Annotated in this window: 24 protein-coding genes; 14 read left to right on the top strand and 10 right to left on the bottom strand. The window is 63.2% G+C overall.

Features of this window, described 5'->3' with window-relative positions; all coding sequences use genetic code 11:
* Positions 1-11: 11 nt before the first annotated feature.
* The 4 genes from DSOUD_RS05090 (at position 12) to DSOUD_RS05075 (ending at position 2,939) form a co-directional block, all read left to right on the top strand.
* Complete coding sequence (locus tag DSOUD_RS05090; protein ID WP_053549987.1) at positions 12-272, top strand: BrnT family toxin; 261 nt, start codon at positions 12-14, stop codon at positions 270-272.
* Positions 262-489, top strand: coding sequence for a type II toxin-antitoxin system BrnA family antitoxin (brnA, locus tag DSOUD_RS05085; protein WP_053549986.1), 228 nt, complete (start codon positions 262-264; stop codon positions 487-489). The genes DSOUD_RS05090 and brnA overlap by 11 nt, the downstream gene beginning before the upstream one ends.
* Before the next feature lie 74 nt (positions 490-563).
* The gene (locus DSOUD_RS05080; protein WP_053549985.1) at positions 564-1,076 is read left to right on the top strand and encodes a peptidylprolyl isomerase; all 513 of its coding nucleotides are present in this window, start codon (positions 564-566) and stop codon (positions 1,074-1,076) included.
* A gap of 162 nt (positions 1,077-1,238) precedes the next feature.
* A complete protein-coding gene (locus tag DSOUD_RS05075; RefSeq protein WP_053549984.1) occupies positions 1,239-2,939 on the top strand; it encodes an alkaline phosphatase family protein in 1,701 nt (566 codons plus the stop codon).
* Here the strand turns inward: DSOUD_RS05075 and DSOUD_RS05070 are convergent.
* Entirely contained in the window at positions 2,929-4,128 is a 1,200-nt protein-coding gene (locus tag DSOUD_RS05070; RefSeq protein ID WP_053549983.1) for a class I SAM-dependent rRNA methyltransferase, read from the bottom strand. The genes DSOUD_RS05075 and DSOUD_RS05070 overlap by 11 nt on opposite strands.
* 139 nt (positions 4,129-4,267) lie before the next feature.
* Between DSOUD_RS05070 and DSOUD_RS05065 the strand changes: the two genes are divergently transcribed.
* Positions 4,268-4,981 carry a hypothetical protein gene (locus DSOUD_RS05065; protein ID WP_053549982.1) on the top strand — a complete coding sequence of 238 codons (714 nt, stop codon included), beginning with the start codon at positions 4,268-4,270 and terminating at the stop codon, positions 4,979-4,981.
* Positions 4,982-5,085: 104 nt separating this feature from the next.
* On the opposite strand, the gene katG is transcribed toward DSOUD_RS05065, so the two are convergent.
* Both katG and DSOUD_RS05055 read right to left on the bottom strand, forming a co-directional pair.
* Positions 5,086-7,278, bottom strand: a complete 2,193-nt coding sequence (katG, locus tag DSOUD_RS05060; RefSeq protein WP_053549981.1) for a catalase/peroxidase HPI — start codon at positions 7,276-7,278, stop codon at positions 5,086-5,088.
* A gap of 191 nt (positions 7,279-7,469) precedes the next feature.
* A complete protein-coding gene (locus tag DSOUD_RS05055; protein WP_053549980.1) occupies positions 7,470-7,928 on the bottom strand; it encodes a Fur family transcriptional regulator in 459 nt (152 codons plus the stop codon).
* A gap of 348 nt (positions 7,929-8,276) precedes the next feature.
* Here DSOUD_RS05055 and DSOUD_RS05050 point away from each other — a divergent pair, with 348 nt between their 5' ends.
* On the top strand, positions 8,277-8,702 hold the full coding sequence (locus tag DSOUD_RS05050) for a hypothetical protein (RefSeq protein ID WP_053549979.1): 426 nt from the start codon (positions 8,277-8,279) through the stop codon (positions 8,700-8,702).
* Between the two features lie 197 nt (positions 8,703-8,899).
* On the opposite strand, the gene DSOUD_RS05045 is transcribed toward DSOUD_RS05050, so the two are convergent.
* Positions 8,900-9,880 (bottom strand): serine/threonine protein kinase, encoded by a 981-nt coding sequence (locus tag DSOUD_RS05045; RefSeq protein ID WP_053552298.1) that lies wholly within the window; start codon positions 9,878-9,880, stop codon positions 8,900-8,902.
* A gap of 382 nt (positions 9,881-10,262) precedes the next feature.
* On the opposite strand from DSOUD_RS05045, the gene DSOUD_RS05040 reads away from it, so the two are divergent.
* Complete coding sequence (locus DSOUD_RS05040) at positions 10,263-11,126, top strand: chemotaxis protein CheX (RefSeq protein ID WP_053549978.1); 864 nt, start codon at positions 10,263-10,265, stop codon at positions 11,124-11,126.
* A 134-nt stretch (positions 11,127-11,260) separates the two neighbouring features.
* Here DSOUD_RS05040 and DSOUD_RS05035 read toward each other — a convergent pair whose 3' ends face one another.
* The gene (locus DSOUD_RS05035) at positions 11,261-12,253 is read right to left on the bottom strand and encodes a permease (RefSeq protein WP_053549977.1); all 993 of its coding nucleotides are present in this window, start codon (positions 12,251-12,253) and stop codon (positions 11,261-11,263) included.
* A gap of 407 nt (positions 12,254-12,660) precedes the next feature.
* Here DSOUD_RS05035 and DSOUD_RS05030 point away from each other — a divergent pair, with 407 nt between their 5' ends.
* Positions 12,661-13,464, top strand: a complete 804-nt coding sequence (locus tag DSOUD_RS05030; protein ID WP_053549976.1) for a class I SAM-dependent methyltransferase — start codon at positions 12,661-12,663, stop codon at positions 13,462-13,464.
* A 156-nt stretch (positions 13,465-13,620) separates the two neighbouring features.
* On the opposite strand, the gene DSOUD_RS05025 is transcribed toward DSOUD_RS05030, so the two are convergent.
* The gene (locus tag DSOUD_RS05025; RefSeq protein WP_053549975.1) at positions 13,621-14,952 is read right to left on the bottom strand and encodes a citrate (Si)-synthase; all 1,332 of its coding nucleotides are present in this window, start codon (positions 14,950-14,952) and stop codon (positions 13,621-13,623) included.
* 338 nt (positions 14,953-15,290) lie between these two features.
* Between DSOUD_RS05025 and dusB the strand changes: the two genes are divergently transcribed.
* The 5 genes from dusB (at position 15,291) to DSOUD_RS05000 (ending at position 21,220) form a co-directional block, all read left to right on the top strand.
* Positions 15,291-16,262 carry a tRNA dihydrouridine synthase DusB gene (dusB, locus tag DSOUD_RS05020; protein ID WP_232426501.1) on the top strand — a complete coding sequence of 324 codons (972 nt, stop codon included), beginning with the start codon at positions 15,291-15,293 and terminating at the stop codon, positions 16,260-16,262.
* Between the two features lie 3 nt (positions 16,263-16,265).
* Positions 16,266-17,366 (top strand): two-component system sensor histidine kinase NtrB, encoded by a 1,101-nt coding sequence (locus tag DSOUD_RS05015; protein WP_053549973.1) that lies wholly within the window; start codon positions 16,266-16,268, stop codon positions 17,364-17,366.
* 30 nt (positions 17,367-17,396) lie between these two features.
* The gene (locus DSOUD_RS05010; protein WP_053549972.1) at positions 17,397-18,830 is read left to right on the top strand and encodes a sigma-54-dependent transcriptional regulator; all 1,434 of its coding nucleotides are present in this window, start codon (positions 17,397-17,399) and stop codon (positions 18,828-18,830) included.
* Between the two features lie 324 nt (positions 18,831-19,154).
* Positions 19,155-20,579 carry a hypothetical protein gene (locus tag DSOUD_RS05005; protein WP_053549971.1) on the top strand — a complete coding sequence of 475 codons (1,425 nt, stop codon included), beginning with the start codon at positions 19,155-19,157 and terminating at the stop codon, positions 20,577-20,579.
* Positions 20,576-21,220: a vWA domain-containing protein gene (locus tag DSOUD_RS05000; RefSeq protein WP_053549970.1), complete on the top strand. Its 645-nt coding sequence runs from the start codon at positions 20,576-20,578 to the stop codon at positions 21,218-21,220. The genes DSOUD_RS05005 and DSOUD_RS05000 overlap by 4 nt, the downstream gene beginning before the upstream one ends.
* Before the next feature lie 124 nt (positions 21,221-21,344).
* Here the strand turns inward: DSOUD_RS05000 and DSOUD_RS04995 are convergent, their stop codons facing one another.
* The 4 genes from DSOUD_RS04995 to DSOUD_RS04980 all read right to left on the bottom strand — a co-directional run bounded on the left by DSOUD_RS04995 (position 21,345) and on the right by DSOUD_RS04980 (position 25,353).
* Positions 21,345-22,019: a nitrite/sulfite reductase domain-containing protein gene (locus DSOUD_RS04995; RefSeq protein ID WP_053549969.1), complete on the bottom strand. Its 675-nt coding sequence runs from the start codon at positions 22,017-22,019 to the stop codon at positions 21,345-21,347.
* A 64-nt stretch (positions 22,020-22,083) separates the two neighbouring features.
* Positions 22,084-23,655 carry a sensor histidine kinase gene (locus DSOUD_RS04990; RefSeq protein ID WP_053549968.1) on the bottom strand — a complete coding sequence of 524 codons (1,572 nt, stop codon included), beginning with the start codon at positions 23,653-23,655 and terminating at the stop codon, positions 22,084-22,086.
* 19 nt (positions 23,656-23,674) lie between these two features.
* Positions 23,675-24,703: a YeiH family protein gene (locus DSOUD_RS04985; protein ID WP_053549967.1), complete on the bottom strand. Its 1,029-nt coding sequence runs from the start codon at positions 24,701-24,703 to the stop codon at positions 23,675-23,677.
* A 68-nt stretch (positions 24,704-24,771) separates the two neighbouring features.
* A complete protein-coding gene (locus DSOUD_RS04980; RefSeq protein WP_082351075.1) occupies positions 24,772-25,353 on the bottom strand; it encodes a rubredoxin-like domain-containing protein in 582 nt (193 codons plus the stop codon).
* A 178-nt stretch (positions 25,354-25,531) separates the two neighbouring features.
* Here DSOUD_RS04980 and DSOUD_RS04975 point away from each other — a divergent pair, with 178 nt between their 5' ends.
* Positions 25,532-26,518 carry an NAD(P)H-quinone oxidoreductase gene (locus tag DSOUD_RS04975; protein ID WP_053549966.1) on the top strand — a complete coding sequence of 329 codons (987 nt, stop codon included), beginning with the start codon at positions 25,532-25,534 and terminating at the stop codon, positions 26,516-26,518.
* Positions 26,519-26,539 lie beyond the last annotated feature (21 nt).

The following is a 26,539-nucleotide window of genomic DNA, read 5'->3' as shown; positions in this document are numbered from 1 at the left end:
TTTTTTATACCATGAGCTTCGAATACGACCCACAAAAGAGTGCCGCCAATTTTGAAAAGCACGGCATCGATTTTGATGAAGCGCAAATGCTCTGGGGCGATTCCGACCTGCTGGAAGTGCCGGCGAAAACCGGCGATGAACCGAGATGGCTTGTCGTCGGGAAGATTGATGGCAAACATTGGTCGGCGGTGATCACTTATCGCCACGAAGTCATTCGCCTCATCTCGGTCCGGCGCTCGCGACAAGAGGAGATCGCACTGTATGAAAGCTGAAGATTTCGACAAAAAATTTGATCAAGGCGAAAGCGTCATTGACGATCTTGACCTGTCCAAGGCACGCCGTCCCGAACAGGAACAGCGCAGAGTCAATGTCGATTTTCCGGTCTGGATGATTCATTCTCTGGACAAGGAGGCGCGTCGACTCGGGGTGCCCCGCCAGTCGATTATCAAGATGTGGCTTGCCGAAAAGCTCGAAAAAACAGCTGGCTGACGATCCCGCCCGTGTTATATCTGACCCCGTCCGGATCCTCGGACAATTCAATTCCAGACAAAGGAGAATCAATCATGAGCGAGCAGCTCACCGTCGTCCGCATGGAAACCTCCATGGGCGAGATCACCATCGAACTTAATGCCGGAAAAGCCCCGATCACCGTTGAAAATTTCCTCGGCTACGTCAAGGACGGGTTCTACGCGGGGACGATCTTCCACCGCGTCATCAAGGGCTTCATGGTGCAGGGGGGCGGCATGACACCCGACATGGGGCAGAAGAAGACCAAGGGGATGATCAAGAATGAAGCCGACAACGGCCTGACCAACGATCGCGGCACCCTGGCCATGGCCCGCACCAGCGTCGTCGACAGCGCCACCGCCCAGTTCTTCATCAACACCGTCGACAACACCTTTCTCAACCACCAGGGGAAGACCCCTTCGGCCTACGGCTACGCCGTCTTCGGCCGGGTGACGGCCGGCATGGACGTCGTCGACGCCATCGAAAAGGTGGCGACGGGAACCAAGGCGGGGCAGCAGGATGTCCCGACCACCCCGGTGACCATCAACAAGGTCACCGTGGTCAAATAGCCAGTGACAAGGAAGCCGGGACCCCAAGGGGTGCCGGCTTCCTTGTTCTTACGCCCCGACGAACAGACTTCGGACTCCTCCTCTCCTGACCCGATGAACTTATTTCACTAATCATCTGCTATACTTGGCCGCAGCCATTCCTCGCAGGCCCAGGGAATCCGGATGCCACTACTCGACCGCCTGTTTCGCATCTATTACTTCTGCAAGTTCTATCCGTTTCGCAGCGAACGGCTCAGCCGCCGTGCCGCCGGTCCCAAGCGCGGCTTCGTCGGCATCCAGCTCGACGGCCTCTCCGCCCCCCACCTGCAGCTGGCCCTCAAACGCGGCTATCTCCCCCGCATCGCCCGCCACCTGCGGCGCGGTTTCGAGCTGCGGGAATACCAGGCGGGGCTGCCGAGCACCACCCCCGCCGCCCTCGGGGCGATCTTCTACGGCCAGAGCCGGGGGATCCCGGCCTTTCGCTGGTTCGACAAGGAGCAGGGACGGGTTTTCACCTGCAACGACCTCGACGACGTGCAGACCTTCCGCGAGCGCCTCTTTGCCGGGCGCCAGGGGATCCTCAGCGGCGGATCGTCCTACGCCAACATCCTCGACGGCGGCGCCGAGCGCAGCATCTTCACCGTCGCCTCCCCCCATCCGCAGACCCTCTTCGGCCGCTTCGGCGGCTGGCGCCTCCTCCTCCTTCTCCTTCACCCCTTGCGGGTCTGCCGCCTGGCCCTGGAGACGGTCCTCGAATACTTCATCGACCGCAACGACCGGCGCCGCCACCGCAAGACCCGTCCCTGGCAGGTGCGGGAGGGTCTCTTCCCCCTGATCCGCATCTTCTGCAACGTCATCCTCCGCGAATTGCAGACGTTCGGAGTGATCGCCGACATCTACGCCGGGGTCCCCTGCATCTACACCACCTACAGCGGCTACGACGAGCTGGCCCACCACTTCGGACCGGCCTCCCCCCCGGCGCTCAAGAACCTGCGCTACACCGACCAGCGTATCGGCGAGATCATGCGCATGCTCCGACACGCCCCCGGCGCCGACTATGAGCTGATCCTCCTCTCCGATCATGGCCAGACCCCCGCCTACCCCTTTCACAGCCGCTTCGGCGCCACCCTCGGCGATACGGTCAGCGCCTTCCTCCGTGACAAGAACCCCGCCGCCGTCATCGCCGGCCCCCTCGATTTCACCCGCGCCCAGCTCGGCTATCTGCAGGACGAAATCGAGGCCCGACCGAGGGGGGTGCGCCAGCGCCTCTTCCGAAGGTGCAAGAACTACCTGCAGCGGCGCATCGGCGAGATGGTCCCGGAGACCCTCAAGGTCGACCCGGAGAACGGCGTGGTCATCACCTATTCGAGCTCCCTGGCGCACCTCTACGTCACCGGGAAACCCCGGCCTCTGACCTGGATGGAGATCGAGGAGGCCCAGCCGCAGCTCCTCGATTTTTTAAGCGGTCACGCGGGGATCGGTTTCATGCTGGCGCGGGGGGAGGAGGGGGAAGTCTGCTTCTTTCACCGGGAGGGGCGGCTCTGCGTGGCCGAGGACGGGCTTGCGACGGGGAGCGCCGTCGATTTTCTGCGCCCCTACGGCGACCCCTGGAAACTCCTGCCGGACCTGATCTCCTTTGCCGGGGACAAGCTCGCCGGCGACCTCATCCTCTTCGGGGCCTACGACGGCGAGCGCATCGCCTGCTTCGACGACCAGGTCGGCGGCCACGGCTCTGTCGGAGGGGAGCAGCTGCGCCCCTTCGTCATCCTCCCCAAGGGGCACCCGGTCCTGAAAAAGCCCGAGCTCTCCGGCTACGACTTCCTCTACCGCGAGGTCTTCCTCCCCGCCCGGGAACCGGACTCGGCAACACACCCTACCCCTTGACGCTCATCACGTACTTGAGATAACGCCCCTCGGGGAAGGTCACCGGATAGGGGAAATCCTCCGGCTGGCCGACGCTGGAAACGACCCGCAGTTCGCATGCGGCCTGGAGGGCGCCGCGGCGCAGCTCCTTGAGATAGTCGGCGAGATCGACCTTCTGGTGGTTGGATGAGGTGATGAGGAGGCCGCCTGCGGCGAGCATCGGCAGGGAGAGGGCAACCAGGTCCGAGGTGCCGCCGCTGGTGGTGAAACGGCTCCTGGCGGTGGTGGAGAAGGAGGGGGGATCCATGAGGATGACGTCAAAGGTCCGCCCCTGCTTCTGCAGCTCCTTGAGGACGGCGAAGCAGTCGCCGGTGAGAAAGTCGTGGCGCTTGGGATTGAGGCGGTTGGCGCCGAAGTTCTCCCTGGCCCAGTCGAGATAGGCCCCCGAGGCGTCGACGGAGGTGACCTTTTCGGCCCCTGCGGCCGCCGCCGCCACGGAGAAGGCGCCGGTGTAGGCGAAGAGGTTGAGCACCCGCTTCCCCGCCACGCGCCGCATCAGGTCGCGGCGGTTGTTGCGCTGGTCGAGAAAGAGCCCGGTGTTAAGCCCCTCTTCGAGCTCGACGAGGAAGCTCAGGTCGTTCTCCAGCACCTTGATCCGCCCCGGCGCAGGACTTCCGGCCAGTAGCCGGCTGTACTTCTTCGACTCCTCCTTCCCCAGGGCCCGGGTCTGCTGGGGACGGAACTTTTCATAGATCCCCGCCGGGGAGAGGAGCTGCTGCAGCACGGCGACGAGGTCGGCGAGATGCGGCGTCCACGAGGCGGCATAGAGCTGGATCATCAGGTGCTCGCCGTAGCGGTCGACGGTCACCCCCGGCAGGCCGTCCCCCTCGCCGTTGACGAGGCGGTAGGCCGTCGTCCCTTCGAGGTCGGCGTGCCCCTCCCGCAGGGCGATGGCCGCCGCGAGGCGCCGCTGTAGCCAGGGTCGGTCGAGGCGCATGGCGCCTGCCTGAAGGACCCGCGCCACCACCCGGTCCCGGGGATCGAGGAGGGCCGTAGCCAGAAGGCGCCCCTTCTCGTCGCAGAGGGGGACGACGTCCCCGGCCTTGCCGGCCGGCCAGAGCTTGGTGTAGCGGTCGGCGATCACCCAGGGGTGCCCCAGCTCGAGCATGCGCACCGTCTCCGGCCCGACCACGAATCCCTTGTCTTTCATAGGTCTCTCTCCTTGCTGCGGTAAATTCTGCCGGGGGTGATTGTACTTGAGGCGCCCGGCGGCGCCAAGGCAAAAGTCCCTTTGCCCCCCCGCTCCCCTGTGCTAAACTCCCCGGCCAACAACAGGGAAAGGTGACACCATGGACAACACACCCAAATCCAAGGCCGAAGTGGCCATCGAACGGATCATGCAGGAGCTCGACCCCGCCTCCGACCGCTACCGGATCCTCGCCACCGCCAAGGTCTTCAAGTCCTCCTGGGTCGAGCTTGGCGAAGAACTCCTCAAGGTCAGCACGAAAAATCTTTTCCGCCAGTGGGGCTACAACTCTTTTGATGATTACTGCACCCAGGAGGTGCGGATCAAGAAACCGACCGCCCAGAAGCTGACCATGGCCTACCGCTTCATGGAAAAGGAAGAGCCCGAACTCCTCGCCCGAGAGCGGGAGCTCAAGCCCCTCCCCGACTACCGCTCCGTCGATCTGTTGCGCAAGGCCCGAGAGGAGAAGGACTTTACCCAGGAGGAGTACGCCGACCTGCGCAAGGCGGTCATCGAGGAGGATCGCAGCCACCCGGCAGTCCTCAAGCGCTTCAAGGAGGTCGCCGCCGCCAAAAGCGACGAGGAGCCGCCGCCGGAAATCCACATCAAGGCGAGCCTCAGCGCCGCCCGCCGTCTCGACACCGCCCTGCGCACCGTCGCCGGCACGCCCGAGGAATTCTCGAGCACCGTCGCCGAACTGGTCGGCTGGCTCGAAGAGCAGCTCAAGACGATCGGCAGCAGCAGCATCCCCACCTCCGGCAACTCCGAAGGTGGTGACGCGGGAACGCCCCCCTGGGAGGATGACGGGGAGATTTGAGGCGAAGGCTGACCCGAGAGCAAAAGAGATGAAAAGAAAAGCCCTCCCGAATCGGGGAGGGCTTTCTTTTATTGTGGACACCTTAATACGCGTTGATCGGAGGCTCAGGCGAGGTCGAAACGGTCCAGGTTCATGACCTTGTCCCACACCGCGACAAAGTCGTGCAGGAACTTCTCCTGCGAGTCCTTACAGCCGTAGACTTCCGCCACGGCCCGGAGTTGGGAGTTCGCACCGAAGATGAGGTCGACACGGGTGCCGGTCCATTTAAGTTCGCCGCTTTTGCGATCCCGCCCCTCGAAGATGTCGTCGTCTTCCGATGTCGATTTCCAGGTCGTGCCCATGTCGAGGAGATTGACGAAGAAATCGTTGGTGAGCGTCTCCGGGCGCCTGGTGAAGACGCCGTGTCGGGACTGTCCACAATTGGCATTCAGCACGCGCAGGCCGCCGATCAGAACCGTCATCTCCGGCGCCGTCAGCGTCAGCAGTTGCGCCCGGTCGACCAGCAACTCCTCCGCCGATACGGCATATTTGCTCTTCTGGTAGTTGCGGAACCCGTCCGCTTTCGGTTCGAGGACGGCGAACGCCTCCGTATCGGTTTGCGTCTGCGACGCATCCGTGCGACCCGGCGCGAAGGGAACGGTGACAACCTGACCGGCCTTCTTCGCCGCCTGCTCGACGGCCGCGCAACCGCCGAGGACGATCAGGTCGGCAAGGGAAACCCTCTTGCCGCCAGCCTGCGCACCGTTGAACTCCTTCCGGATTTTCTCAAGGGCCTGCAGCACCGTCTGCAGCTGCGCCGGCTGGTTCACCTCCCAGTCCTTCTGCGGCGCAAGACGGAGGCGTGCGCCGTTGGCCCCGCCACGCTTGTCGGAGCCGCGGAAGGTGGACGCCGACGCCCAGGCCGTCGCCACCAGCTGGGAGACCGACAGCCCCGAGGCGAGGATCTTCCCCTTGAGGGCGGCGATGTCCTGCGCGTCGATCAGCTGGTGATCGACGGCGGGGACCGGGTCCTGCCAGATCAGTTCCTCGGCCGGGACCTCGGGACCGAGATAGCGCGAGCGCGGGCCCATGTCGCGGTGGGTCAGCTTGAACCAGGCGCGGGCAAAGGCATCGGCAAATTTTTCGGGATTCTGCTGGTAGCCCCGCGCGATCGGCTCGTAGATCGGGTCGAAGCGCAGGGAGAGGTCGGCCGTGGTCATCATCGGCCGGCGTTTCTTGGTCGGATCGTGGGCGTCGACCACCAGGTCCTCTTCGGCGACGTCCTTGGCCAGGTACTGGTTGGCACCGGCCGGACTCTTCACCAGTTCCCACTCGTATTTGAACAGGACCTTCAGGTAGCCCATGTCCCACTGGGTCGGGTTCGGTTTCCAGGCCCCCTCGATTCCGCTGCTGATCGTATCGCCCCCCTTGCCGCGGCCGAAGCTGCTCTTCCAGCCGAGGCCCTGCTCCTCGATGCCGGCCGCTTCGGGCTCGGGACCGACATGGGTGGCAGGAGCCGCGCCATGGCATTTACCAAAAGTGTGCCCGCCGGCGACCAGAGCAACGGTCTCCTCGTCGTTCATCGCCATACGGGCGAAGGTTTCGCGCACGTCGCGGCCGGAGGCGACCGGATCAGGCTCGCCGTTCGGCCCTTCCGGGTTCACGTAGATCAGGCCCATCTGCACGGCGGCGAGGGGATTTTCGAGGTCACGATTACCGCTGTAGCGCTGGTCGCCGAGCCACTTATCTTCCGATCCCCAATAAATATCCTCTTCCGGCTCCCACACATCTTCGCGCCCGCCGCCGAAGCCGAAGGTCTTGAAGCCCATGGACTCCAGGGCGCAGTTGCCGGCCAGGATCATCAGGTCGGCCCAGGAGATTTTTCGGCCATATTTCTGCTTGATCGGCCAGAGGAGGCGGCGCGCCTTGTCGAGGTTGACGTTGTCGGGCCAACTGTTGAGGGGCGCCAGGCGCTGGGAACCGGAGCCTGCACCCCCGCGGCCGTCGCCCATGCGATAGGTGCCGGCGCTGTGCCACGCCATCCGGATCATGAGCCCCCCGTAGTGACCCCAGTCAGCCGGCCACCACTCCTGGGAGTCGGTCATCAGGCTTTCAAGATCCTTCTTTACGGCCGCAAGGTCGAGCTTCTTGAATTCCTCTGCGTAATTGAACTCCTCACCCAACGGATTGGACTTGGAGGAATGCTGGTGCAGGATATGAAGGTTCAACTGGTTCGGCCACCAGTCCCGGTTCGAGGTCCCGCCGCCGACCCGTTTGCTGGATTTACCCGTGACCGGGCACTTGCTCTCTTCACTCATCTTTGTTCTCCTTTCACTTCAGGTTTGGCTCTGCACCGCTAACCAGAGATTTTGCCGCGGCGATATCATACCCAGTCTGTCCCGGCAAGCTCTCACGGCTGGGACAGACTGCGTGTATCGCTCCGGTATTTGGAAATAAAAAATACTTACTAGGAATTTTTCCTACCAACAACCGAAAAAATTTGTATGGGTCAGCCCTGATCCTTACGGGACAGACAGACATGGCAGACGCCGTAAATCACGACGCTGCGGCTTTCGACCCGGCCCCAGGGGGCGATGGCCTCCGGCAGGGGGAGCATCTCGAAGCCGCTCCAGTAAAAATCCATAATCCTGTGGCAGCGGCTGCAGATCAAATGGTGATGTTCGTTTTGCCTCACCTCGAAACGGCCCTGACTCTGCACGGTTTCCACCCGGTGGCTCAGCCCGTAAGTCGCGAAAGTGGCCAGCGTCCGGTAGACGGTATCGAGGGAGAGGGTCGGAATTTTCTTGCGCAATCGCTGATGCAGCACCTCGGCCGACGGATGGTCGACGGCGTCGAGCAGCTCGCGATAGATTTCCAGCCGCTGATGGGTCAGTCGCAACCCCAGCTTCCGGCAGGCCGTCTCGAAGGCGGACAGGTGCCGCTCGTTTGTATCCGACGTCCGATTCATGCTCTCTATCTTTCCAGGTGTCGCGCGAGATAGGAATTATACCTAACTGGCAACGCCTGTCAATGTACTCAAAATAAACCTTCCGGGCGCTGGACACCGATGCCGAAGAGGTCGACGGGAGGGAAGAGGAACACAAGACGATCGGCGCAGCGGCGCTTGCGGCTGCTTTGGTGATAAGGCGGTAATGCCGCACTGGGGGGGAGGAGGGAGAAAACTGAGGCCGAAATTGACGCGAAAGCAAAAAAGCCCAAGGAAAAAACCGCCGGGAAACAGATTAAACGGGTTGAATTTCACCGACCGTCCGTTAAGGTTAAAAATAAACCATCGTTCTGGAAAGGAGGAGCAACCATGGGAATTTTTGCCAAGATGTTCGGCAGCCAGCCCGAGTACCCGGAATTGGAGACCGATACCGCAGCCGCGGGGCAACTGAAGGCGATCCGCGGCCATCTCGAAAAACTTGCCCGCGAGGTCTCCGACCCGCTGGAAGTGGTCCCCGGTGAGAACGGGGGCTATGTCTTCATCGGCAAGCCGCCCAAACGGTTCGGCATTGCCTGGATCGAAGGGGACGAGGTCAAGAGTTTCAAGTCGTTGATGGCCGAACACAACCTTTCCGCCCAGACCATCAACCGGGTTTCCGATGAATTGCGCGAGGCCTACCAGCACCATCAGGAGGCTGACCGCTACCGGGCAACCATAGCCGAGCGCGACGTCGTCATCACCCCTTCCGAGCCGCTGGCCATGGAAGTACGGGAAATTCTCTCACGCCTGAACTGACCGCGGCTGTTCCCTCTGCAATCGCAACCGGGCCCAGGGTCCGGTTTTTCTTTGGCAAAGGTGCTTCCGCACTGCCGCCCCCTGTCACCGGGAGCGGAAGGAACACGGTTGTCGTCCCTGCTGAAACCCGGCCATTATCCATGCGGATATGGCCGGGTTTTTTCGCTTCTCTGCAATGGGGCCGGTGCCGGCAGGATCTACGGAACCTGCAGGGGCGGTTCGGACAGGACGGCAATCTGCTCCCGCAGGGCGAGGATGTGCTCCCCCCAGTAGCGCGGGGTGTTGAACCACGGGAAATGATGGGGGAAGGTCGGATCGCTCCAGCGCCGCGCCAGCCAGGCGGAAAAGTGGAGGATGCGCAGGGAGCGCAGCGCCTCGATCAGGCGCAGCTCGCCGGGGTGAAAGTCGGCGAATTCGCCGTAGCCGTCGAGAAGTTCTGCGAGCTGCAGCATCTGCCGCGGACGGTCGCCGGAGAGCATCATCCACAGGTCCTGGACCGCCGGAGCCATGCGGGCATCGTCGAGATCGACGAGGTGGGGGGCGTTGTCCCGCCAGAGGATGTTGCCGGCATGGCAGTCGCCGTGCACCCGGATGTAGCGATGCCTGCCGTCCATCAGGGCATCGATTCCCTGCAGCAGGTCGGCCGTCAGGGCGTCGTAGCTCGCCTTGTACTCGGGGGGGATGAACTTTTCGCTGATCAGGGCGACACTGTCGCGGCCGAAGCCCTGGCAGTCGAGGCGCGGTCGATGGACGAAGGGGCGCACCGCCCCGACGCTGTGCAGGCGGCCGAGGAGGCGCCCCATCACCAGGAGATTGTCGAGGTTGTCGAATTCGGGGGCGTGCCCCCCCTTGCGGGGAAAGAGGGCGAAGCTGAAGGGGCCGTGGGCAAAGAGGCTCTCCCCGGCAGCGTTGGTCAGCGGCGCCACCACCGGAAGTTCGTGCTCGACGAGCTCGAAGGAGAAGCGGTGCTCCTCGAGGATCTCGGCGTCGCTCCACCGCCCGGGACGGTAAAACTTGGCGATGAGCGGCTCGCCGTCCTCGATACCGACCTGGTAGACCCGGTTTTCGTAGCTGTTGAGGGCAAAGGTGCGGCAATCGCAGACAAACCCCTGGCTTTCGACGGCATCCATGACGAAGCTGGGGGTGAGGGTTTCAAAGGGGTGAAGCGTTTCGGGCATATCGGCTCCAGAGACTTTGCGGGAGGGGAAAAGGGGTTCGAACGTCTCCGACACCATACCACCGATCCCCTCCCCGGGTCCACGCTTGTCCCCCTCCCCTCCCCGCAAAGGCACGCCCCCTTTGCGGCCGACTGTCAAGACCCTGACTACCGGACCGACCTTCTTTCCTGGCCCCTCCCTCCCCGCCATCTTTCCCGCCGCCAACACCCTGGATTTACGCCTTTTCTTCCCGACTGACGTTCATGGCCCGATAAGTGCAATTTCTCCGGAGAAGTCCTTTTTTATGGCGGGAGATTGACAGGCGCTGCCGGAAGAGCCGCTCGTCCCAGTCGCTACGGACGCAAACGAATCAACTTCGTTTTCTTCAGGGAGTTCAATCGATATGGCCGTCAAATTTTTCGGGCAGTTTCTGGTGGAAAGGGGGGTGGTCTCGAGAGAGACGCTCCGCAAGGCCCTTGAACTGCAGGGGTCCGTCAATCTCAAGGCAGGAGAGATCGCGGTCAAGATGCGCCATCTCAACGACAGCGACGTCCTGCGGATCCATGAGGCCCAGCGCTCGGAGGATCTGCGTTTTGGCGAAATCGCCGTCCGGCTCGGACTGCTCGATGAAATGCAGAAGAAGGAGATTCTCACCTGGCAGAGGAATCACCATCTTTATATCGGCGAGGCGATCCGCCGCATCTGCGGCCTGGGCGAGGAGGACCTGGAACGGCTGCTGCAGGAGTTCAGGATGGATCAGGCTCCCTGCGCCAGGGAGGGGAGCCGTCTTCCGCAGGTGGTAGCGGAACCGCAGCTCTGGGAGATGACCGCCGACCTGACCGGCAAACTGCTGAGACGCATCGCCGATCTCCCGACGCGCCCCGGTCCCTGCCGGATCGTCGACAGTCTCGCTGGATCCGAGGTGCGGGCCTCCATGACCTTTACCGGCCCGGCCTCGGGACGCTACCTCCTCTCCGTCTCCCCGGCGACGCACAATTCCATCGCCCGAGCCATCCTCAAAAAAGACGACCTGAGCGGGGAGACGGTCGAGATCCTCGATGAGGCGCTGCGGGGGTTTCTCGGCACCATCCTCGGCAACCTGAGGGCAAAAAGCGCCGAGAAGGGGAGGCTCATGGAGATCTCCCCCCCTTCGGTGAGTCGTTTACAGGCGGGGATCGCCGTCCCTCCCGGCCATATGGGACTCCTCTTCCCCTTTCACCGGGGCGACGGCGACCTGATCGAACTGGCGCTCTTTATTGGCCAGTAACTCTTTCTCCCGGGAGCGAAAAAAAGAGGCGAGGCCGTCCCCCGGGGACGGCCTCGCCTCTTTTCTTTACGGAACCCGAAGGGCTGAACGAACAGTGGCCGAATGTCCTTCCCCGCCGGGGGAATCCCGGATTTTCAGAAGGTGAAGGGGAGGATGCGGTAGGTCAGGGCGAGAAAGAGGGTGCCGGTGATACAGAGCGCCAGATAGAGAAAGAGGACGCGGCGGCGGAACATGGTGAGGAAGACCCCCATCACCGGCAGGGCGGTGACCGGGCCGCCGATGAGAAGGGCAATCCCCGCCCCCTTGGCGAGGACGATCCCGGTGCCGATCTCCGGGGAAAGGAATGCGTAGAGCATGGCCGCCGCCGTCACCTGGGGGAGATGCAGGGGGATGGTGGCGAAGGTCAGGGCAAAAATCGGCATGACGCCGTTCCCCTCGAGGAGCGTGGAGATCCATTCGTTGGGGATCAGTGCCATGGCGATCACCTCGATCATCAGGCCGATGAGGGTGAACTTGCCGATCTTCAGCGTCCCCTCCCAGAAGCGGGCGAGAAAGACATAAAACTTGTTGTGGGTGCAGCGGTCGACCCGGTGGGAGAGCTGCTGGCCGCAGGCGCAGCGCAGCTCCTCAACGGGATAGTCGGGGTCATGGAAATCCCCGGCGGGGAGGGCCTCGCGGAAGAGCCGGTCTTCGGTGAAGCCGTAGCGGCGCAGGAATTGGGTGACGTATCCGGCAAAAAGCCCCATGAAGATGGCGCAGGTCAGGACGACGTTGGCCCACCCCGGACCGAGTTCCCAGCTGAGGAGGGTGTAGCCGGCCGGACTCATCAGCGGCGAGGTCACCAGCAGGGCCATGGCCGGGGCGAGGGGGAGCCCGGCGAGGAGGAGGGAGATGACCAGGGGGAGTGTGGCGCAGGCGCACAGGGGGCTGGCGACACCGAGGAGCGTGGCGACGGCAATGGAGAGGACGCCGAAGTGGGTCAGGGCCTTGCGGATCTTGACGTGCCACTTAAAGGTGCGGATGATCGCCTCGAGGAGGACGCCGATGGCCAGAAAGGGGAGGATGTAAATGAACTCGCGCCACAGCCCGATGCCGAGTTCCGTCAGTGTTTTGGCGATGCCTTCCATGGTCGTCCTTGTCCTTTGGTGCGGTCAGGTTTCTGTCCGAGAATTGCCGGCGAGACGGTTTTCCGCCCGCCCCGTCCCGGCGGGAGGGGGCGGGGGAGGCGCAGCGGCGCGGTTTGGCAGTGCCGGCCGTCAATACCCGGCAAGCGACTGAGCACGGGTTTAGCAAGAGTCATTCCATCCCCGATTCGATGCACATCGGTAATGCAGGGGGAAATCCGGCGTCTCCCGGGGAAGGGGTCGGAAACCCGGCGGCGAAATCACCATCCCGGCCCTTCCAACCGGGCCTTTTTCATGCTATCCTCCCGCAGTTTTTCATGGTTTGAGCAGACCCGGGGTCTCCGGTCGAACATTTTGCCGGGCAAATGCTATACTTGACCCACCTTGAAGGATCCATTCAGGAGCGACCGATGAGCAAGGATTTCAAAGAAAAGGTCCGCGACCAGTTCGCCCGCACCGCGGACGGATACGTGCGCAACAGCGGGTTTGCCAAAGGGGACGACCTCGCCGAGGCCGCGCGTCTTCTCAAACCGACCACCGACGACGCGCTTCTCGACGTCGCCTGCGGCGGCGGGCACACGGCGCTCTACTTCGCCCCCCTGGTGCGCAGCGTCGTCGCCTCGGACCTGACCATGCTGATGCTGAAGAAGGCCCAGGAGTATATCAGCGAAGAGGGGGGCGTCGAGAACATCACCTTCCGCGAAGCCGACGCCGAGGATCTCCCCTTTCCGGCCGGCTCCTTCACCCTGCTGACCTGCCGCATCGCTCCCCATCACTTCCCCGACGTCCCCCGGGCCCTTCTGGAATTTCACCGCGTCCTGCGCCGGGGGGGAAGAATGGTCATCATCGACACCCTCCGCCCCGAGGACCCGGAAATTGCCGACTTCTACCAGGACCTGGAACAGATGCGCGACCCGACGCATGTGCGCACCTACACCGAACAGGAATGGGTGGCAATGGTCGAGGAGGCGGGGTTCGAGGTCCACAAGACCAAGACTTTCCCCAAGACCCACGACTTTCAGGAATGGGCGAAAAGGGCCGGACTCAACCGCCAGGGGGTGCAGAATCTCAACAACTTCTTCATCCAGGCTTCCGCCAAAATCCACGAGTATTTCCAGATCGAGACCTTTGCCGGCGAGGTGGAAAGCTACACCGACCGCAAACTCCTCCTTTACGCCTCGCGCCCGGCCAAGAAGCAGCCGGTTTCACCCTGAAACCCCGGCGCCAGCCCCCTTTGCCCTGAGGTCCTCCGCCGCGGGGAGGGGATGCCCGAATTTTCCTTACCGCGACACCGGACAAAAAAAAAGAGGGGAGATGCCGAAAGCATCTCCCCACTTTTTTTGTTTGGCGCTTTTGCGTCAGGGACAGACTCAGCTGAGCTTGCGCCCGCCTTCAGCAGCCCACTTCTCCAGCATTGCCGTGGTCACCGACTTGGGACGCTCGATGGCGTAGCCGAGGCCGCGGTCCCAGGTGATGTTGGCCATGCAGCCGAGGGCACGACCGACGCCGAAGAGGACGGTGTAGAAGTCCCACTCCTTGAGGCCGTAGTACCACTGGATGACGCCCGACTGGGCATCGACGTTCGGCCAGGGATTCTTGGTTTTGCCGTGCTCGGTGAGGACGCCGGGAGCGACCTCGAAGATCATGGAGACGAGCTTGAAGAGAGGATCGTCCTTGAGCCCCGGGGTATTGAGGCAGAATTCCCGCTGCGACATGTAGCGCGGATCGGTCTTGCGGAGAACGGCGTGACCGTACCCCGGGATGACCTGGCCGGCATTGAGGGTGTCCCACAGGGCCTTGGTGACGAGTTCCTTGGTCGGCTCGACGCCTTTGCAGTACTTCTCCTGAAACTGCATGGTCCAGTCGAGCACTTCCTGGTTGGCAAGGCCGTGCAGCGGGCCGGCCAGACCGTTGATCCCGGCGGAGTAGGCATAGTAGGGGTCGGAGAGGGCGGAATGGACCAGATGGGTGGCGTGGGCCGAAACGTTCCCCGATTCATGGTCGGAATGGAGGATGAAGTACATGCGGGCCACATCCTTGTACTCTTCCTTCTGACCGATCATGTGGGCGAAGTTGGCACCCATGTCGAGCTTCGGATCGATGGCGATCTGCTTGTCGCCGCGGAATTTCAGGTTGTAGATGAAGGCGGCGATGACGGGGATGCGGGCGACGATATCGCTGGCATCTTCGTAGACAGATTCCCAGGCGGTCATCTTGTTGAATTTGCCCGAGCCGTAGAAGGCGGCAAATTTGGAGTCTTTTTGCAGGGTCAGCAGGGCGACGGAGAGCATGACCATCGGATGGCTGTCGCGGGGGAGGGCGCGGATGGCGTCGAAGACGTAGGTCGGAACGACCTGGCGGGTCTTCCACTCGGCGGCAACGTCGTCAACCTGTTTCTGGGTCGGCACATCCCCGGTGAGGAGGAAGAACCAAAACGCCTCGACGGTCGGATACTTGGAACCGTTCGCCTTGGGGAGAGCCGCAAAGGTCTCGGGGATGGTTTTGCCGCGGAACCGGATTCCTTCCTGGGGGTCGAGATAAGAGATGTCGGTGACGAGGCTGCGGATATCGCGGGCGCCACCGATGCACTGGTCGATGGTCACTTCGTCGATCTTGACTTTGCCGAACTCCTTGACAAGCCGAGTGGTGCGGGGACGGTGGTCCTCAATCTTCTTGGACAGAATCTCCTTCAGTTTCGACATACTCTCTCTCCTTTAGTGAAATGAAATCCGGTGGGTTGCAGACCCACCTCGCCAAACTGCCACATACAACCTGAGGAGGACGGCCCGGCGCAAAACAGGCCCGGTATCCCCCCTGAAAGCGATTGCATGGTCGGGCGACCCCGACCGGTCACCCTGATGATCATTCCATGAAAATGAATCCAAACAAATACTGTTCTAACAACTCGATGCCGGGATGTCAAGGGGATTTTGTATACAGTATCCAAACCTCGGCACTTCGAAGGGGGAGGCATTTTCCCCTTGCTTTCCCTTCTCTCCATGCTAGAATGCGTAAAATTTAAGCAGAAATGACCCTTCCCATGAAGATTGCCCGCCTGACCCTCGAAAACAACATCATTCTCGCGCCCATGGCGGGGATTTCCGACCTCCCTTACCGGCAGATCATGAAACGCTTCGGCGCCGGTCTGGTCTTTACCGAAATGGTCAGCGCCAACGGGCTGATTCGCGCCGGAAAACGGACCCGCGAACTCCTCCGATCGGCACCCGACGAGCGCCCCCTCGGGATCCAGCTCTTCGGTGACGAACCGGCGGTTCTGGCCGAGGCCGCGACTCTGGTCCGTGGCGACGGGGAGCTGATCGACCTCAATCTCGGCTGCCCGGTCAACAAGGTGGTCAGCTCCGGCGCCGGCAGCGCCCTGCTGCGCTACCCCGCCAAGGTGGCGCGGGTGGTGGCGGCGGTGCGCCGCTCCACCGACCTCCCCCTGACCGTCAAGATCCGCTCCGGCTGGGACGATTCCTCGATCAACTATATCGAGATCGGCCGCATCGCCGTCGGCGAAGGGGCCGATGCCGTCACCCTCCACCCCCGCACCCGCAGCATGGGGTTCAGCGGCAGCGCCGACTGGGCGGAAATCGGCCGCCTCAAGAAGGCGCTGCCGGTGCCGGTGATCGGCAGCGGCGACATCTTCTGTGCCGCCGACGCCCTGGCGATGCTCGAACGGACCGGCTGCGACGGCATCATGATCGGCCGCGGCGGCTACGGAAACCCCTGGCTGATCCGCGACATCCTCGCCCTGCAGCAGGGGCGCCCGGTCCCGCCGCCGCCCACGCCGGCGGAACGACTGGAGGTGGCGCGAAGCCACCTGGAGCTCAACTTCGCCACCTTCGGTCCCCGCAAGTCGCTTCTCGACATGCGCAAGCACCTCTGCTGGTACTCCCGGGGTCTCTCCGGGGCCGCGGCGTTCCGCACCCTGATCAATCACACCGAGTCGCTGGACGAGATGCGTCAGGTACTCGACGACTTCTTTACCGGCGCCGAAGAGGAAGCCTGAACCATGGCGCGCCCCAACCCTGCCACCGACGCCCAGCTCTACGTGCGGGTTCTCGAAAACATCGACCGGGCGGTGATGGCTCTCGACCGCAGCGGAACCGTCGCTCTCTTCAACCCTGCGGCCCAGTCCTACACCGGCCTCTCCGAGCGCCAGAGCCTGGGGCGGAATTTCGAGGAGCTCTTTGCCGGCCAGGAAGGGATCCTGTACCTGATCCGGGTGGCGCTCCGCGAGGGACGCTCCATCTCCGACCACGAAAACCTCCAGCTCCATCGCCCCACCGCCGCTCCGCTGCCGGTGAGCGTATCGGTTTCGCCGATCTACACCTCCGAAGGGGAGCTGGACGGCGCGGTGCTGATCATCCGCGACCTCTCCCGGGTGCGGGAACTCGAGGATGCGGTCCGAAGAGCCGACCGGCTCTCCATGCTCGGCACCCTGGCGGCGGGACTGGCCCATGAGATCAAAAACCCCCTGGGAGGAATCAAGGGGGCGGCCCAGCTCCTCGACATGGAACTGGCCGAAGAGAGCCCCCTGCGCGAGTACACCGGGGTCATGGTGAAGGAGGTGGAGAGGGTCAACGGCATCATCGAGGAGCTCATGGATCTGGCCCGCCCCCGCCCCCCCCTCCTCACCGCCGTCAACCTGGGGAAGATTCTCAACGACATCGTGCTCTTCCAGAAAGAGGCTCATCGCGCCCGGAACGTCGAATTCGTTCTGCAGCTCGACCCGAGCATCCCGCCGATCCAGGGCGACGAGAATCTGCTGACCCGGCTCTTCCTCAACCTGGTCAAGAACGCCGGAGAAGCCATCGAGCAGAGCGGGCGGGTGGAAATCGTCACCAGGGTCGCCAGCGATTATCATCTCAACAATCCCGGCCACCGCCCGGTGCAACTCATCGTCGTCGAAATCCGCGACAACGGCCGGGGCATTTCCGCTGAGGAGATCGACCGGATTTTCACCCCCTTCTACACCACCAAGAACCGGGGGAGCGGGCTGGGACTGGCGACCTGCCAGAAAATCGTCAACATCCACAGGGGATTTCTCAAGGTGGACAGCACGCCCGGGAAGGGGACGGTTTTTGCCGTCTCCCTCCCCTTCCTCCGTTAACGCCCAAGGTCACAGGAAAGGGACCATCCCATGTCCATTCGACGCATTCTGGTCGCCGACGATGAGGAGAGCATCCGCTGGGTCCTCTCCAAGGCCCTCAACAAGCAGGGATTCCACGTCGATCTGGCCGCCAGCGGCACCGAGGCGATGGCCCTCTTCCGCCAGCACTCCTTCGATATGGCGATCCTCGACATCAAGATGCCCGGCCCCTCGGGGCTCGACCTCCTCAGCCGCTTCCAGGAGGAGAGGCCGGAGACCCTGGTGGTGATCATGACCGCCGAATCGTCCATGAAAAACGCCGTCGAGGCGATGAAGCGCGGCGCCTACGACTACATCACCAAGCCCTTCGACCTCGCCGCCCTCGATGCCATCATCCTCAAGGCCCACAAGGCCTCGGCGGTCACCGAGGAGGTGCACCGCCTTAAGGAGGAGGTCCGGGAGCACTACCAGCTCGAGCGGACCATCATCGGCACCAGCAAGCCGATGCAGGAGGTCTACAAGGTGCTCGGCAAGGTGGCGCCCTCCGACGTCACCGTCCTGGTCACCGGAGAGTCGGGGACCGGCAAGGAACTGGTGGCCCGGGCCATCCACTACAACAGCCCGCGGCTCGGCAAGGCCTTTCTGGCGCTCAATTGCGCGGCGATCCCCCGGGAGCTCCTCGAGAGCGAACTCTTCGGCTTCGAAAAGGGGGCCTTCACCGGCGCCACGGAGCGCAAGATCGGCAAGTTCGAACAGGCCAACGGCGGCACGCTGTTTCTCGACGAGATCGGCGACATGCCCCTGGAGCTGCAGGCCAAGCTGCTGCGGGTCCTCCAGGAAAAGGAGATCACCCGCACCGGAGGCTCCACCGTCATCCCCGTCGACGTGCGCATCGTCGCCGCCACCAACCAGCAGCTGCAGGAGAAGGTCAAGGCCAAGGAGTTCCGCGAGGACCTCTTCTACCGTCTCAATGTCGTCCCCATCACCCTCCCCCCCCTGCGGGAGCGCCCCGAGGACATCCCCCAGCTGATGGACTTTTTTCTTCAGCGCGCCCAGGACGAACTGGGGGTGGCGGCCCGCGGCTTCACCGAGGACGCCGTCGCCCTCCTCAAGCGCTACCCCTGGCCGGGCAACGTCCGGGAGCTGGAGAACACCATCCAGCGCGGCGCCCTCCTCTCCCCCGACCAGATGCTCACCCCCGCCGACTTCCCGGCCCTGACCGGCGGCAACGACCGCGTGGAGGGCGACTCCTCCCTCGAGGCGCTGATCGCCCACAAGCTGCGCACCTCCCTGACCCAGGTGGACGTCAACGAACTGGACAACCTCTACGAAATGGTCCTGTTCCAGATGGAGCGGCCGCTGATCAACATCGTCCTCGAAAAGACCCGCGGCAACCAGGTGCGTACCGCCGAGATCCTCGGCATCAACCGCAACACCCTGCGCAAGAAAATCCAGCTCCTCGGCATCGAAGTCAAGCGGGACTGATCCCCTCCCGACCCCGGAGACTCAGCGCAAAATTGTTACCGGACCCCGGTGAGTTGACTTCCCCTTCTCCCCAGGTCTCGCCCCTCCCGTCGCCGCTGCCGGCGGAGGAGGCCGGGCTTTTCTGCGACAGAACGCCCACTTCCCGACCACCCCCCCTCCCCGCCCCTTTTCCCGCCCCCCCCCTGGACAACTTGGTGCCGCCCTTGCAATTAATCGTCACCAACCTGGGCCCCGCCCCTGCGGGGGGCCAGGCCTCCTGTGATCCGGAGCGGCCTTCCGGCGCCTATCCGGCCACCTGCCCCCATGCTTTAAAGGAGACCAGAAATGACCTCATTCCCCTTTTTATCGGACTCTCCGACTCTGGCCTGGCCCCTGCTCGTTCTTCTGGCCATCACCCTCCTCTATCTGGCGCGTTCCCAGGCCCACCGGGCGATTGCCGCATCGAGCAGGGTCGTCGCCAACGCCCTGCGCCTTACGGCCCGTTCCCTGCGCATGGCCGAAAACAGAATCCGGCTGCGCAACCGCGAAGTTCTCCTGGCCGAGGGACGTGAAGCGGTGGAAAAAGAACTGGAACGCGAATTCCAGCGGGTCGATGCCGTCGTCAAGCGGGATCTGCAGAGCTATCCGGCCTTTCACCGTCACATGGCCGACATCATCACCCGCATCGATGAGGACTACTGCCAGAGCACCGAGGTTCCCCCCTCCCCTCCCTCCTGGGTGACGGCCATCGAGGCGGTGGCCAAGGTTAAAAACGACGCCGACGGCGGCGTGACCGTCATCCTCGAGGGGATTCACAAGACCCTGGAGAAGCACCACAAGACGGCGATGGAGGACTACCGGCGGGCCAGCCGCACCCGTCACGGCCTCCTCAGCAAAATGATGCCCTTCTGGCGCAAACTGAGCAAAACCCTGGAGGAGGTCGGCAAGACCATCACCGGCCTCCAGGAGCGCTCCCGGGTCATCGATTCCAAGATGGCCGAATACGAAGCGATACGCGCCGGGTCCGACAGCGCCGAGCGCCGCCTCTCCTCGTCGTCCCTGACCCAGTTCGTGGTGGCCGGCCTGGTGATGCTGATCGCCTTCGGAGGCGCGGTCATCAACTTCAACCTCATCGCCCTCCCCATGTCGGAGATGGTCGGCGGCGGGAGTTACATCGGCCCGTTCAAGACCTCGGATGTCGCCGCCCTGGTAATCATCCTCGTCGAAGTCTCCATGGGGCTCTTTCTCATGGAGTCGCTGCGCATCACCCGCCTCTTCCCGATCATCGGCATGATGGACGACAAAATGCGGCGGCGCATGATCTGGATCTCCTTCACCATCCTCCTGATCATGGCCGGCGTCGAATCGGCCCTGGCCTTCATGCGCGACGGCATTGCCGCCGACCTTCAGGCCCTGCGCCAGTCCCTCTCCGGAACCGAGGCGGCCGCCGCGTCGTCCAAGAGCCTGATCCCCACCGTCGGCCAGATGGTATTGGGCTTCATCCTCCCCTTCGCCCTGACCTTCGTCGCCATCCCCCTGGAGTCCTTCATCCATTCCGCCCGCACCGTTCTCGGGCTGGCGCTGGCCGCACTCCTGCGGGCCCTGACCTTCCTCTTGCGCCTGGCCGCCAGCATCGTCCACTACCTCGGCAAGACCGCCGTCACCCTCTACGACCTGCTGATCTTTCCGCCGCTGTGGATCGAGGGGAAAATCGCCCACCTCCGCCGGGAGCCGCTCGCTGCGGTCCCGGCCAAGGAGGCCAAACAATGAAGAAACTCGCATTTCTCCTCGGAGCCGCGGCCCTGATCCTCGCCGGGTGTCCCGGCAGCAGCAGCCACACCCGCGCGGTTTATATGCTCCTCGACACCTCGGGGACCTACACCGCCGAATTGAACAAGGCCCAGGCGATCATCAACTACCTCCTCGGCACCCTGCAGCCCGGCGACTCCCTGGCGGTGGCCCGGATCGACACCGGCAGTTTCAGCGAGAAGGACATTGTCCGGAAAATCACTTTCGACGGCCGCCCCTCGGTCTCCACCCAGCAGAAGCGCGACTTCCGCGACGCCATCGACAAGTTCGTCGCCGAGGTCAAGGGGAGCCCCTATACCGACATCACCGGCGGCATCCTGCAAGCCACGGAGACCTTGAACGAAACGGGGGCCGGGAAAAAGACGATTCTGGTCTTTTCCGACATGGAGGAGGAGATCAAGGCGGGATACGTGCGGGACATCCCCTTCAACCTGCAGGGGATCGAGCTGGTCGCCCTCAACGTCACCAAACTGCGGGGGGACATCATCGATCCCCGCAAGTTCATGAACCGGCTCGAAGAATGGAAAGTCAAGGTGGAAAAAGGGGACGGCCGCTGGCGGGTGGTCAACGACCTGGAACGCCTTGAACGGATCCTGCAGTAAATTCCTTCCGGAAATATAAAGAGGCGGGGCGAGCATTATCTGCTCGCCCCGCCTCTCTCACAAAATCGCAAGCCCCGCAGAAGATTCCGGCTCAACCTTCCCCGAAAAATCCCGAGGTCTTTTTTTAGTCCTTGAAGCCGTCGAGGACCTCGGCCCTGAAGGCTTCAAACCCCATCTCATCGATGAACTTGCCGAGCCGGCAGCGCCGGTCCTTGGCCTTGAACCACTGGATGAGGTGGTCGACCGCCGCCAGGGCCTCCCCGTCGCTCGGGATGTTCTCGAGGAGTTTATGGGAGAGACGCGGGGCGCTGCCGCCGTTGCCGCCGACCATGAGGTTCCACCCCTTGGGGGTGCCGATGAGCCCCACGTCCTTGATGCAGACTTCGCCGCAGTCGTTCATGCAGCCGGAAATCCCCATCTTGAATTTCCAGGGGAGCTCCATGCCGTGGTATTTGCGGTCCATCTCCAGGCCGACCTCCACCGAATCCTGCTGACCGCGCTTGCAGTAGGTGGTACCGGGGCAGATCTTCACCGAGCGGACGCAGAGGCCGATGGCCGCCCCCTGCTTCTCCCCGAGTTCGGCCCAGATCTCGTCGAGTTTTTCTTCGGGGAGGCCGACAATGGCGATGCGCTGGGCGCTGGTGAGCTTCAGGGCCTGGGCGCCGTAGCGCTCGGCGACGTCGGCGATCTTGCGCAGGGTTTCCGGATTGGTGATGCCGCCCGGGATGTGGGGGGCGATGGCGTAGGTTTCCTTGTCGCGCTGGATGATCGCCCCCTTCTCGTTGATATCCTTCTTCATGACAAATCCTCTCCAGTCTTTTATTTGAATTCCCGGCGGGGCCGGATCCTTTAGGGGAGCAATATCACCCGAGGGGACGCTCCCTGTCAACCCTTGGAGTCTCCTTCGGGAGGAGGAAGGAAACCCGGGTTCCCCTCTGGGCCTGGCTCTCCAGCCACACCCGTCCGCCATGGGCATCGACGATGTGCCGGACGATGCTGAGCCCCAGACCGAGTCCGCCGACGGCGGAGGCCGAGGGGTTGGCCCGGTAGAATTTCTCGAAGGCCCGGGCCGCCTGGTGGGACGTCATGCCGATGCCGTCGTCGGCCACGGTCACCCGGCAACCGTCGTCTCCCCAGGCGGCGCTGACCCGAATCGTCCCGCCCTCCCGGGAATACTTCACGGCGTTGCTCAGCAGGTTTTCCAGCACCTGCCCCACCTTCCCCCGGTCGGCGATCACCGGTCGGGTTTCCGGGGCCAGTTCCAGCTCGAAGCGCCGTCCGGGGTACTCCTGCCGGTACTGGCCGATAAACAGATGCAGGCTTTCGCCCAGGTCGAAGGGGACCTTTTCCAGATGGATCATCCGCCCCGATTCGACGCGGCTGAGATCGAGAAGGTCGTCGATGATCCGATTGAGGACCTCGGCCTTCTCGAAGATGATACCGAGGAATTCCCGCTGCTCGGAGACGCCGAGCTCCGGTGTGGTCAGGAGCATCTCCGTATAGCCGTAGACCGAGGTGAGCGGCGTGCGCAGCTCATGGGCGGCGGTGGCGATGAACTCGCTCTTCATGCGGCTGAGCTCCCGCTCCCGGGAGACATCCCGCAGACTGGTGATCACCCCGGTCACCCCCCCGGCGCCGTCCCTGATGAGAGAGATCCGTGCCCTGACGATGCGTGGAGTCTCGGGGTCCTCGCCGGCCAGCTCCAGGTCGAGGTCCCCCTCCTGCGCCTCGCCGGCAGAAACCGCCCCCAGTCGCTCCTGAAAGGGGCTTTCGCCGAAAACAGCCCGACTGCAGCGACCCTCGACGGCGGGCAAAGAGACCCCGAGGAGATCTTCGGCCGCGGGATTGAGCAGGACGATGCGCTGATCCATATCGGTGACCATCAGGCCGTCAGCCGCCGAGCGGACCAGGGCGTCGATTTTGGCCCGGGCGCTCTCGGCCACCCCCAGAGCCTCCTGCAGGGAAGCATGGGCCCGGCTTAATTCGGCCGTGCGGGCGATGACCGCCGCCTCAAGCTCATCCCGGGAAACGGTCGTGCGACGCAGATCTTCGACCATGCAATTGAAGGCGGCGCCGAGGGCCCCGAGCTCGTCGCTCCCGGTCACGGCCACCTGCGCCTTCAGATCGCCGGCGGCGATCCGCACCGCCCCTTCGGTCAGGCGGCGGATCGGGTCGGAGAGGCGCCGCGCGAACCACAGGGAGAGAAGGAGCATCACCATGATTCCCCCGAGGGTGAATCCGGAGCTCAGGAGGATGAAACGGTTGGAAATCGCGCCGATGGTCGCGGTGTCCAGGCCGCGGGCAAGAAGAATCCCGTCGAGGACATTCTGGAAGATCACGGAAAGGGAGATCCCCCAGAAGACGACCAGCGAAAGGATCGCCAGAAGGATCTGATTCCTGAGGCTTGAACGGGAGGGGGTTTGGACAGCGGCCATGACGGGAATCCTCCCTTTTTTAGTAGATGACAAAAAGGCCGGCAAAAAAGGTGGCCACCGCGGCGCAGCAGCCGCAGAAGGCCTGAATCAGAGCCTTGACACCATGGTCGCTGTGCAATTCCCGGATATCGGCGCTCAGACCGATAGCGGCCATGGCAATCGACCAGGAGAGGAGATAGATCGGCTGCACGACGGGGAGGAGGGTTTCCTGGTAGAAGGTCGGGAAGGCCATGCTGAGCCGGGTGCCGAGAAGCCCCGCGCCGACGAATACCCAGAGGGTCCAGGGGAGAGACATCCTCTTGCGGGCCAGACTGGACAGGAGGGGGATGGCGACCAGCAGCCCCAGATAGCGCCCCGCCTTCACCGAAAGGGCCAGGGCCGCCAGCTCGGAGGCCGGAATGGCCCCGGAAAGATAGGGCATGTGGCCGACTGCCGCCTTGACGAATCCGGTCAGCTGCAGGACCGAACCGGAGGCGAGGGCGTAGGTGGTCCCGCTGAGGTCGAAGAGGGTTCCGAGAAAGGGGAATATCACGAAGAGGGCGACCAGGGAGGTGCTCGCCACGGCCAGCAGGGAGATGGAAACGTCATCCGGTTCGGCGTCCAGGGCCGGCGAGGTGATGGCGATGGCCGAGGCGCCGCAGATCGCCGACCCGGCGGCGGTCAGATAGGTAATGGTCTTTTTCTGCCCCATCCAGGCGCCGAGGAGGAATATGGTGACGAAGTAGACGAGCATCACCAGCACCAGCAGGCCAAGGAGGGAGGGGCTCAGGGAAAGGTTCCGGGAGAAGTTGAGGTTCTTAACGGCGTAGAAGAAGATCCCCACCGGAATAAAGAGACGATAGACGGGAAGGAAGCTCTCCTGCAGCTGCCAGCGGGAGCCGGTCAGGGCGCGAACGGCAATGCCGGCGACCAGAGAGAGGATCAGGGGATCGGTGAAATAGCTGCCGATGAACCGTTGAAAGAGAAAGAACAGGGTGCCGATGAAGATCGCCAGAAGGATCGCCCTCCTCGAATCCCAGACCTTGCCGACTCTCGCCGTCGCCACCATCGCCCCTCCCTCTCTTTCGAATAAAAATTAACGATTTTGCAGCTGGCTCCGGATAGGCCCACAGGCTCCTAGCTCCGGTCCCTCGGCCACTGGAAGACGAGCTTGGCGCCGTAGTGGCCGAGAAAGACGGCGCAGGCCATCATGGCGCCGAGGAGGGCGAGATAGAGGAGGCGGAGAGCCCCCCCTTCGCTCATCAGCGCCGGGTCTGTGGCGCGGAGCCAGACGGCCGCCGCCCCGAAGATCAGCAGGAAGCTCCCCAGGGCGATCTTCTTGTAGAAGATCGGCGCCCTGACTCCGCCGTAGCGCCTGCGCCAGTCGCGGATGCCGGAAGCCAGCGACAGGGGGAGGCAGGCCACGACCAGGGCCGTCATGTAAAAGGCCGCCGGCTCCAGACAGGGTGCGGCGGTGACAAGGGAGAGGGAGAGAAAGAGAAGGGCCGCCGGCAGCAGGCCATTGGGGAAATGGGCGACGACGGCGTGCAGCACCAGAGTCCGATAGAGATCGCGGAGGAGGCCGATTTTTTCCGCGGCGACGTCCTTCGCCGCCGGAGAAAAGGACGAGGACGCCGTCCCGCAGCGCGGGCAGGTGGACGGAGGTTCGGCCCCCTGGTGCAGATAGCCGCAGACGGTGCATTCCCAGGTGACGACCATGGCAGAACCCTCCTTGAGGAAAAATAAAGGGAATCTTATCCCACCTCGCGCCGGGATTCAATCTCCGAGAAGACCGGAGAGGTTTTATGGTTGAAACCACAGGCATATTCTCTATAATCGGGACATTGTTTTATTCATCACCCCCGTCCCATGCCCTGCGCAGGAGGAGATCAGACCTATGAAAGCTGTGTTGCTCGATGGATTCGGCGATATCGACGTCCTCAAGGTCGGCGAAGCCGAAAAACCGGCGCCGAAGGAGAATGAAGTCCTGATCCGGGTGATCGCGACCTCGATCAACCGTCCCGACCTGGTGCAGCGCCAGGGGAAATACCCCCCACCGGCCGGAGACTCGGAGATCCTCGGCCTCGAGGTCGCCGGAACCATCGAAGAGCTCGGCGACGCGGTCAAGGGGTGGAAGGTCGGCGACCGGGTGATGACCCTGGTCGGCGGCGGCGGCTACGCCGAGTACGCCGTGGCCTACGCCAGCCACCTGATGCCGATCCCGGAGAAGATGAGCTTCGAGGAAGCGGCCTGCGTCTGCGAATCGTATATCACCGCCTTCCTCAACGTCTTCATGATCGGGGAGTTGAAGGACGGTCAGACCGCCCTCCTTCACGGCGGCGGCGGCGGCGTCAACACCGCGGCGATTCAGCTCGCCAAGGCGCTGACCCCCGACGCCGTGCTGATCGTCACCGCCCACCCGGACAAGATCGAGCGGGTCAAGGCTCTCGGCGTCGACCTGGTCATCGACTACACCACCACGGCCGATTTCACCGAAGCAGTGAAAAACTTCACCGCCAAGAAGGGGGTCGACCTCATCCTCGACCACGTCGGCGCCAAGTACCTGGCCCCGAACATGAATTCCCTGGCCTACAAGGGGAAGATGGTGAGCATCGGGGTGATTTCCGGCATCAAGGCCGAGCTCAACCTGGCACTGATGATGGTCAAACGCCAGCAGATCATCGGCTCGGTGCTGCGCAGCCGGCCGGTGGCGGAAAAGGCCGAGATCGTCGCCGAGTTCACCCGCCGGGCGCTCCCCGAATTCGCCGACCGCACCATCGTTCCGATCATCGAGAAGGTCTTCCCTCTCGACCAGGTCGTCGACGCCCACCGGATGATGGAAGAAGACCGCCATTTCGGCAAGATCGTCCTCAAGGTGCAGTGACGGGAGATGGTAGAGGGGAGA

Source organism: Desulfuromonas soudanensis, assembly GCF_001278055.1.
Classification (GTDB): domain Bacteria; phylum Desulfobacterota; class Desulfuromonadia; order Desulfuromonadales; family WTL; genus Deferrimonas; species Deferrimonas soudanensis.
Note: the sequence above shows the minus strand (reverse complement) of the source record. Positions and strands in the feature narration are given on the sequence as shown.

Bases quoted from the DNA above. Each gene is read 5' to 3' on its own strand.
- DSOUD_RS05090 (WP_053549987.1), top strand. From the start codon at position 12: ATGAGCTTCGAATACGACCCACAAAAGAGTGCCGCCAATTTTGAAAAG.
- brnA (WP_053549986.1), top strand. From the start codon at position 262: ATGAAAGCTGAAGATTTCGACAAAAAATTTGATCAAGGCGAAAGCGTC.
- DSOUD_RS05080 (WP_053549985.1), top strand. From the start codon at position 564: ATGAGCGAGCAGCTCACCGTCGTCCGCATGGAAACCTCCATGGGCGAG.
- DSOUD_RS05075 (WP_053549984.1), top strand. From the start codon at position 1,239: ATGCCACTACTCGACCGCCTGTTTCGCATCTATTACTTCTGCAAGTTC.
- DSOUD_RS05070 (WP_053549983.1), bottom strand. From the start codon at position 4,128: ATGAAAGACAAGGGATTCGTGGTCGGGCCGGAGACGGTGCGCATGCTC.
- DSOUD_RS05065 (WP_053549982.1), top strand. From the start codon at position 4,268: ATGGACAACACACCCAAATCCAAGGCCGAAGTGGCCATCGAACGGATC.
- katG (WP_053549981.1), bottom strand. From the start codon at position 7,278: ATGAGTGAAGAGAGCAAGTGCCCGGTCACGGGTAAATCCAGCAAACGG.
- DSOUD_RS05055 (WP_053549980.1), bottom strand. From the start codon at position 7,928: ATGAATCGGACGTCGGATACAAACGAGCGGCACCTGTCCGCCTTCGAG.
- DSOUD_RS05050 (WP_053549979.1), top strand. From the start codon at position 8,277: ATGGGAATTTTTGCCAAGATGTTCGGCAGCCAGCCCGAGTACCCGGAA.
- DSOUD_RS05045 (WP_053552298.1), bottom strand. From the start codon at position 9,880: ATGCCCGAAACGCTTCACCCCTTTGAAACCCTCACCCCCAGCTTCGTC.
- DSOUD_RS05040 (WP_053549978.1), top strand. From the start codon at position 10,263: ATGGCCGTCAAATTTTTCGGGCAGTTTCTGGTGGAAAGGGGGGTGGTC.
- DSOUD_RS05035 (WP_053549977.1), bottom strand. From the start codon at position 12,253: ATGGAAGGCATCGCCAAAACACTGACGGAACTCGGCATCGGGCTGTGG.
- DSOUD_RS05030 (WP_053549976.1), top strand. From the start codon at position 12,661: ATGAGCAAGGATTTCAAAGAAAAGGTCCGCGACCAGTTCGCCCGCACC.
- DSOUD_RS05025 (WP_053549975.1), bottom strand. From the start codon at position 14,952: ATGTCGAAACTGAAGGAGATTCTGTCCAAGAAGATTGAGGACCACCGT.
- dusB (WP_232426501.1), top strand. From the start codon at position 15,291: ATGAAGATTGCCCGCCTGACCCTCGAAAACAACATCATTCTCGCGCCC.
- DSOUD_RS05015 (WP_053549973.1), top strand. From the start codon at position 16,266: ATGGCGCGCCCCAACCCTGCCACCGACGCCCAGCTCTACGTGCGGGTT.
- DSOUD_RS05010 (WP_053549972.1), top strand. From the start codon at position 17,397: ATGTCCATTCGACGCATTCTGGTCGCCGACGATGAGGAGAGCATCCGC.
- DSOUD_RS05005 (WP_053549971.1), top strand. From the start codon at position 19,155: ATGACCTCATTCCCCTTTTTATCGGACTCTCCGACTCTGGCCTGGCCC.
- DSOUD_RS05000 (WP_053549970.1), top strand. From the start codon at position 20,576: ATGAAGAAACTCGCATTTCTCCTCGGAGCCGCGGCCCTGATCCTCGCC.
- DSOUD_RS04995 (WP_053549969.1), bottom strand. From the start codon at position 22,019: ATGAAGAAGGATATCAACGAGAAGGGGGCGATCATCCAGCGCGACAAG.
- DSOUD_RS04990 (WP_053549968.1), bottom strand. From the start codon at position 23,655: ATGGCCGCTGTCCAAACCCCCTCCCGTTCAAGCCTCAGGAATCAGATC.
- DSOUD_RS04985 (WP_053549967.1), bottom strand. From the start codon at position 24,703: ATGGTGGCGACGGCGAGAGTCGGCAAGGTCTGGGATTCGAGGAGGGCG.
- DSOUD_RS04980 (WP_082351075.1), bottom strand. From the start codon at position 25,353: ATGGTCGTCACCTGGGAATGCACCGTCTGCGGCTATCTGCACCAGGGG.
- DSOUD_RS04975 (WP_053549966.1), top strand. From the start codon at position 25,532: ATGAAAGCTGTGTTGCTCGATGGATTCGGCGATATCGACGTCCTCAAG.